The following is a 6,154-nucleotide window of genomic DNA, read 5'->3' as shown; positions in this document are numbered from 1 at the left end:
GCGTCAAGGCGGCCCTTGCCGCCCAGGGCGTCGACATTTCCTGGACCGGCGTCTCCGGCGACAATTCGAACGCGGTGCTGCAGGGCGTGTCCATCAAGCCGGCAGCCGAGAAGGAAGCCCTGCCGATCGGCGACGTGAAGCTGGAGGGCATCACCGAGGCCAATGGCGGCTTCGAGATCGCGACCGTCTCGAGCTCGGCATTCGAGCGCAGCCAGGACGGCGTGACGCTCAACCTCAGCCCCGTTGTCATTCACGGCATGAAGGTGCCGGCCGAAGGCAGCACCGACCCGCTCGGCTCGCTGATGATGTACAAGTCGGCCGAGCTCTCCAACATGACCGTCAAGGTCGGCGACAAGACGGCCTTCTCGATGGACGGGCTGGCCGTCCAGATCACCCCGCCGGCCGACGGCAAGGCGATGGACTTCACCGCCAACACGGAAAAGTTCAACGCCGACCTGACACTGGTCGAGGACCCGAAGTCGAAGGAGGCGATCCAAGCGCTCGGCTACCAGAATATCTCCGGTACGGTCTCGATGGCCGGCACCTGGCAGCCCAGCGACGGCAAGATGGAGCTGTCGAAATACGACATCTCGGTCGAGAATGCCGGCACGCTCGGCATGACCTTCAATCTCGGCGGCTACACCCTCGACTTCATCAAGTCGATGCAGGAGATGCAAAAGAAGTTCGCCGCACAGCCGGAGGGTGCCGACAATTCCGCGCAGGGCATGGCCATGCTCGGCCTCTTGCAGCAGCTGTCCTTCAACGGCGCCTCGGTGCGCTTCGACGACGATTCGCTGACCGGCAAGGTGCTCGACTATGTCGGCAAGCAGCAGGGCATGTCCGGCAAGGACGTCGCCAACCAGGCCAAGGCGATCGTGCCGTTCGGCATGGCGCAGCTCAACAATCCCGAACTGACGGCCGAGGTATCGGCCGCGGTCAACAAGTTCCTCGACGACCCCAAGAGCCTAGAGATCTCGGCCGAACCGCCGGCGTCGGTGCCGTTCGCGCTGATCATGGCCGGCGCCATGTCCAACCCGCTCGACCTGCCGAAGACGCTGGGCGTGAAGGTCAAGGCGAACGAGGACTGATCGGGGGCGCCTCGCACCTGCCAGCATTATCCAACGGCGGTTCGGATGATCCGGATCGCCGTTTTCCTACGATCAGGGCCTGACCTCCTCGACGAAGGCGTTCGTCGCTCTTTACAAAGAGTATGTCGGACCACACCGGCCCGCCGTGACCCTCCTCGGGGTCTCGGGTTTGGCATTCCCGCAGCAATTGGTTGAAATCCGGGCGGTTGCCCACACGCTCTGACCCAATCCTTGAGAAAATGGCTCTAGGAGCGATGGCCAGCCGCCAATCGCTCCCGGGGCCACCATCGATTCAGGATGAGCCCCCGCGTCAGTCCTTCTTCGCGACGGCGACGCGCAGCGACAGCTCCCGAAGCTGCTGCGGGGTGGCCTCCGAAGGGGCGTTCATCAGCAGGTCATAGGCCTGCTGGTTCATCGGGAACATGGTCACCTCGCGCAGGTTCTTGGCGCCGACCAAAAGCATGACGATGCGGTCGATGCCGGCCGCCATGCCGCCATGCGGCGGCGCGCCATACTGGAAGGCGCGGTAGAGGCCGCCGAAGCGCTCCTCGACCGTCTGGCGATCGAGGCCGACCATCTCGAAGGCCTTGACCATGGTCTCCGGCAGGTGGTTGCGGATGCCGCCGGAAGCGATCTCGAAACCGTTGCAGACCATGTCGTATTGGAACGCCTTGATGCCCAGCGGCTCCTGACCGCCGAGCGCGTCGATGCCGCCCTGCGGCATGGAGAACGGATTGTGGGCGAAGTCGATCTTCTTCTCGTCCTCGTTCCATTCGAAGAACGGGAAGTCGACGATCCAGCAGAGCTCGAAGCGATCGCGGTCGACGAGGTTCAATTCCTCGCCGGCGCGGGTGCGCGCGGCGCCCGCGAAGGAAACGAACTTCTTCGGGTCGCCGGCGACGAAGAAGGCGGCATCGCCATCGGCAAGGCCAAGCTGCTGGCGCACCGCCTCGGTGCGTTCCTCACCGATGTTCTTGGCGATCGGTCCGGCGCCTTCGAGCTTGTCGCCCTCCTTGCGCCAGAAGATGTATCCGAGGCCTGGCTGGCCCTCGCCCTGCGCCCAGGAGTTCATGCGATCGCAGAAGGCGCGGCTGCCGCCGGTCTTGGCGGGGATAGCCCAGACTTCGGCCTTCGGATCGTTGGCCAGGATGTTGGCGAAGACCTTGAAGCCGGAATCGCGGAAATGATCCGAGACCGCCTGCATCTCGATCGGGTTGCGCAGGTCCGGCTTGTCGGTGCCGTAGGTCCGCATCGCCTCGTCGAAGGGAATGCGGCGGAATTGCTGAGTCACCGGCTTGCCGGCGGCAAAGGTCTCGAAGACGCCGCGAAGCACCGGCTCCATGGTGGAGAGCACGTCATCCTGCTCGACGAAGCTCATCTCGAGGTCGAGCTGGTAGAACTCGCCGGGCAGGCGGTCGGCGCGCGGATCCTCGTCACGGAAGCAGGGCGCGATCTGGAAGTAGCGGTCGAAGCCGGAGACCATGATCAGCTGCTTGTACTGCTGCGGCGCCTGCGGCAGGGCATAGAAGGTGCCGGGATGGATGCGCGACGGCACCAGGAAGTCGCGCGCGCCTTCGGGCGACGAGGCGGTCAGGATCGGCGTCGAGAATTCGGTGAAACCGACCTCGCCCATGCGCTTGCGCATCTCGGCGATGATCTTGGTGCGCGCAACGATGTTCCTGTGCAGCGTCTCGCGGCGCAGGTCGAGGAAGCGGTATTTCAGGCGGATGTCCTCGGGGTATTCAGGCTCGCCGAACACCGGCAGCGGCAGCTCCTTGGCCGCCGAGAGCACTTCGATCTCGCGCGCGAAAATCTCGATCTCGCCAGTCGGCAAATTGGCGTTGACGGTCTCCGGCAGGCGCGCCTTGACCTCGCCGTCGATGCGGATCACCCATTCGCCGCGCACCGTCTCGGCGACCTTGAAGGCCGGCGAGTCCGGGTCGGCGACGATCTGGGTCAGGCCGTAATGGTCGCGCAGATCGATGAAGAGCAGCCCGCCATGGTCGCGCACGCGATGCACCCAGCCGGACAGGCGGACCGAATTGCCGACGTCGGTCTTTCTCAATTGGGCACAGGTGTGGCTGCGGTAACGATGCATTGTCATTGGTGGAGTCCGGAATTGCGGGCGAAAGCCCGGCTCGAAAATTGGCGCGAAAAGCGCATGAGAGGCCGGCTTTGTCAAGGCAAGCGGTCACACGCAGGCGCGGTGCCCCAGGTCAGGCAAAGTGGATTTCGGCACCCAGGCGCTCGAAATCGGCAAGGATGGGTGAAGGCGCCGTCTTGTCCACCACCAGATGGCTTATCGCGTCGGGCGCGGCGACGCGATAAGGCGCCGCGGTGGCGAGCTTGTCGTTGGTGACGACGATCACGATGCCGGCGCTATTCCCGGCCATGGCGCGCTTGACCTCCGCTTCCGCCGAATCGAAGGCGGTGACGCCACGCGAGGCATCGAGGCCGCAGGAGCCAAGGAAGAACAGATCGGCGCCAAGCTGCGCCACGGCGGCCAGCGTATCGCCGCCGACACAGGTGCCGAGGTCGCGGACATACCTGCCGCCCAGCACAAACAGCTCGACCAGGGGCAGATCGGCGAGTGCCGATGCGACGCCCGGCGAATTGGTAGCGACCGTCAGCTCTGGAGCGCGGGCTTCTTCGGCGCCGGGCTGTTCGGCGGCGCCATGGCGCATCTCGGCCTGTCGCCGCAGCTGCATCTGGCGCTGGTGGTGCCGATGGTGACCATTGCAACGGCCCTGTTTCTCGGCGGCTTCGAGCCGGCGCCCGCCCGCTTCGCCAGCTCCGGCGACAAGGCGCCGATGTTCGCGCGGCCGACATTGCCGATCCTGGTCCTGGTCGCCGTGACGCTTTCGGCGATGCTCCTCGAAGGCGCCAGCATCGACTGGTCGGCGATCTACATGCGCACCGTCTTCGACTCCGGCCCCTTCGTCGCCGGGCTTGACCGTGGCGCTGTTTGCCTTCTCGCAGGCAACCACACGCCTTTTCGCCGACTCCTTCGTCGACCGCCACTCGCCAAGCGGGGTCGCGCGCGTGCTCTTGGCAGCGATGGCGGCCGGCGTGCTCATCGTCTTCTTCTCGCCGCTGCCGGCCGTTTCGATGTTTGGCTTTGCCCTGTTGGGCATCGGCAGCAGCGCCCTCTTCCCGCTGGCGATCTCCGCCGCCGCGCAACGGACGGATCGCCCGGCGGCGATCAACGTCGCGGCGCTCTCACAGATTTCCTTCATCGCTTTCCTGCTCGGCCCGCCGCTGCTCGGCTTCGTATCGGACCATTGGGGCATCCGCTCCGCCTATGGCATCGGCATCCCCTTCATCGCGCTCAGCCTGCTGACGGTAGGTTCACTTGGCCGGAGGCCGGCCGTGGAGAACATCCATGCGTTTCCGGGCAAGACACCTGCTACGGTCGAGCTGGAGATAGAAATACGGGCCGGCAAGGCTTAGGACACCCCTACCCCAATTGGCAGCCCATCTCCTCGGCCGGGTGCAAGGATGTGAAGTTGCATTTGCGGCTGGCGTTGACAGGATCTATGGTCCAAGAAGAGGTCACAGATCCGTGATTGCCTCTCTTTAATGTCGTCCATCCGTCCGCTTATTCCGCTCCTGATTGCCGCCGGCATCCTGCTTGGCGGCAACGGGCTGCAGGGCACGCTGATTGCCTTGCGCGGCGCGCAGGAAGGCTTTTCCGCTTCCGATATCGGCCTGATGGGCACGTTCTATTTCGCCGGTTTCCTGCTCGGCTGCCTAGCCGTCACGCGTATCCTGAAGGCGGTCGGCCACGTCCGGACTTTTGCCGCGCTGGCCGCGATCGCCTCGGTCGGCACGCTGCTTCTGGTGCTCGTCATCGACCCCGTCATGTGGTGCGCGGTGCGCTTTGCCGGCGGCTTCTGCTTTGCCGGCCTGTTCACCGTCATGGAAGCCTGGCTGAATTCCGGCGTCGGCAACAAGGATCGCGCGCGGGTGCTTGCCATATATCGCATGGTCGACATCGGCTCCGTTACCGGCGCGCAATTCCTGATTCCGATCTTCGGCGCCGGCGGTTTCGCCATCTTCGCCGTCATGTCGATGATGATCACCTTTTCGCTGGTGCCGGTCTCGCTCGGGGACCGCTCGAACCCGGCGCCTCCGGAAGACGTCAAGCTCGACCTGCCGCGCGTCTGGCGGATCTCGCCGCTCGGCTCGATCGGCTGCATCGCCGTCGGCCTCACAAACAGCGCCTTTCGCACGCTGTCGCCGGTCTATGCCGAGGAGATCGGCATGTCGGTTGCCGATGTCGTGACCTTCGTCAGCGTCGGCATTTTTGGAGGCGCCCTCATCCAATATCCGCTTGGCTATCTCTCCGACCGCCGAGACCGGCGCTCGGTGCTGTTGGCGACGACGTGCTGCGCATTGCTTGCTGCGCTGGCGCTGGCCTTCGTGGCGCGCGCCGACCCGTTCCTCAACTTCATCATCGTTTTCATCTTCGGCAGCTTCGCCATGCCGCTCTATTCACTATCGGCCGCGCATGCCAACGACCGCGCCGGCAAAGGTGAGTTCGTGCTGATCAACGCGGCGTTGATGCTGTTCTACTCCTTCGGCGCGATCGGCGGTCCGATTGCGGCCTCGGCGGTGATGCAACATTTCGGGCCGAGCGCGCTGTTCGTTTTCAACGCCCTCGTCTATGCCGTTCTCATCATTGTGATCCTCTACCGCATGCAGGTGCGGTCGAGTGTGCCGGCCGGCAGCCGCAGCCGCTTCACCGCGCTTTTGCGCACGTCGACGCTATTCGCGCGGCTGGCGCGGCGGGGTGGCGATTCAGACAAGCAGGATTAGGCGTTTCAGCGTTTCGCGGACACGCCGAACCGCTCTATCTCTTTGATTTTACGCAATTACGGACGGAAAACTGTTCGTCACTTTTCCTGGAATTGCTCTAACTGCGGCTTGACGAAAGCGCTTGCGGCTGAAATTGAAGAGGCCTGATATGATGCCAAAAGCGAATTGATGCACGTCATCACCACCCAGAAAGAACTCGAGAGCGTCATCGCGGCGTTCGAAAAGTCCGAATTCGTAACCGTCGACAC

General features: G+C 64.1%; 6 protein-coding genes. 3 read left to right on the top strand and 3 right to left on the bottom strand.

What is annotated here, in order from left to right:
- The coding region (locus tag EOA60_RS14830) for a hypothetical protein (RefSeq protein WP_128311543.1) at nucleotides 1–1,088 on the top strand (1,088 nt) is incomplete at its 5' end.
- A 310-nt stretch (nucleotides 1,089–1,398) separates the two neighbouring features.
- Here EOA60_RS14830 and aspS read toward each other — a convergent pair.
- A complete protein-coding gene (gene aspS, locus EOA60_RS14820) occupies nucleotides 1,399–3,186 on the bottom strand; it encodes an aspartate--tRNA ligase (RefSeq protein WP_067329976.1) in 1,788 nt (595 codons plus the stop codon).
- A gap of 118 nt (nucleotides 3,187–3,304) precedes the next feature.
- Nucleotides 3,305–4,165: a DeoR/GlpR family DNA-binding transcription regulator gene (locus tag EOA60_RS39000; protein ID WP_245322381.1), complete on the bottom strand. Its 861-nt coding sequence runs from the start codon at nucleotides 4,163–4,165 to the stop codon at nucleotides 3,305–3,307.
- On the opposite strand from EOA60_RS39000, the gene EOA60_RS38995 reads away from it, so the two are divergent.
- Nucleotides 4,050–4,538 (top strand): MFS transporter, encoded by a 489-nt coding sequence (locus tag EOA60_RS38995; RefSeq protein ID WP_245322392.1) that lies wholly within the window; start codon nucleotides 4,050–4,052, stop codon nucleotides 4,536–4,538. The two genes, EOA60_RS39000 and EOA60_RS38995, sit on opposite strands and share 116 nt — an antisense overlap.
- Before the next feature lie 129 nt (nucleotides 4,539–4,667).
- The gene (locus tag EOA60_RS14805; protein ID WP_127246928.1) at nucleotides 4,668–5,906 is read left to right on the top strand and encodes an MFS transporter; all 1,239 of its coding nucleotides are present in this window, start codon (nucleotides 4,668–4,670) and stop codon (nucleotides 5,904–5,906) included.
- A 48-nt stretch (nucleotides 5,907–5,954) separates the two neighbouring features.
- Here the strand turns inward: EOA60_RS14805 and EOA60_RS38245 are convergent.
- Nucleotides 5,955–6,154: hypothetical protein (locus EOA60_RS38245; RefSeq protein ID WP_206628139.1), on the bottom strand; the 200-nt coding region annotated here is incomplete at its 5' end.

This window comes from Mesorhizobium sp. M1A.F.Ca.IN.020.06.1.1, assembly GCF_004023265.1.
GTDB lineage: Bacteria > Pseudomonadota > Alphaproteobacteria > Rhizobiales > Rhizobiaceae > Mesorhizobium.
This window is presented reverse-complemented; position numbering and strand designations above follow the sequence as displayed.

Coding starts and splice junctions, on each gene's coding strand:
- aspS (WP_067329976.1), bottom strand. CDS start 3,186: ATGCATCGTTACCGCAGCCACACCTGTGCCCAATTGAGAAAGACCGAC.
- EOA60_RS39000 (WP_245322381.1), bottom strand. CDS start 4,165: ATGAGCACGCCGGCCGCCATCGCTGCCAAGAGCACGCGCGCGACCCCG.
- EOA60_RS14805 (WP_127246928.1), top strand. CDS start 4,668: ATGTCGTCCATCCGTCCGCTTATTCCGCTCCTGATTGCCGCCGGCATC.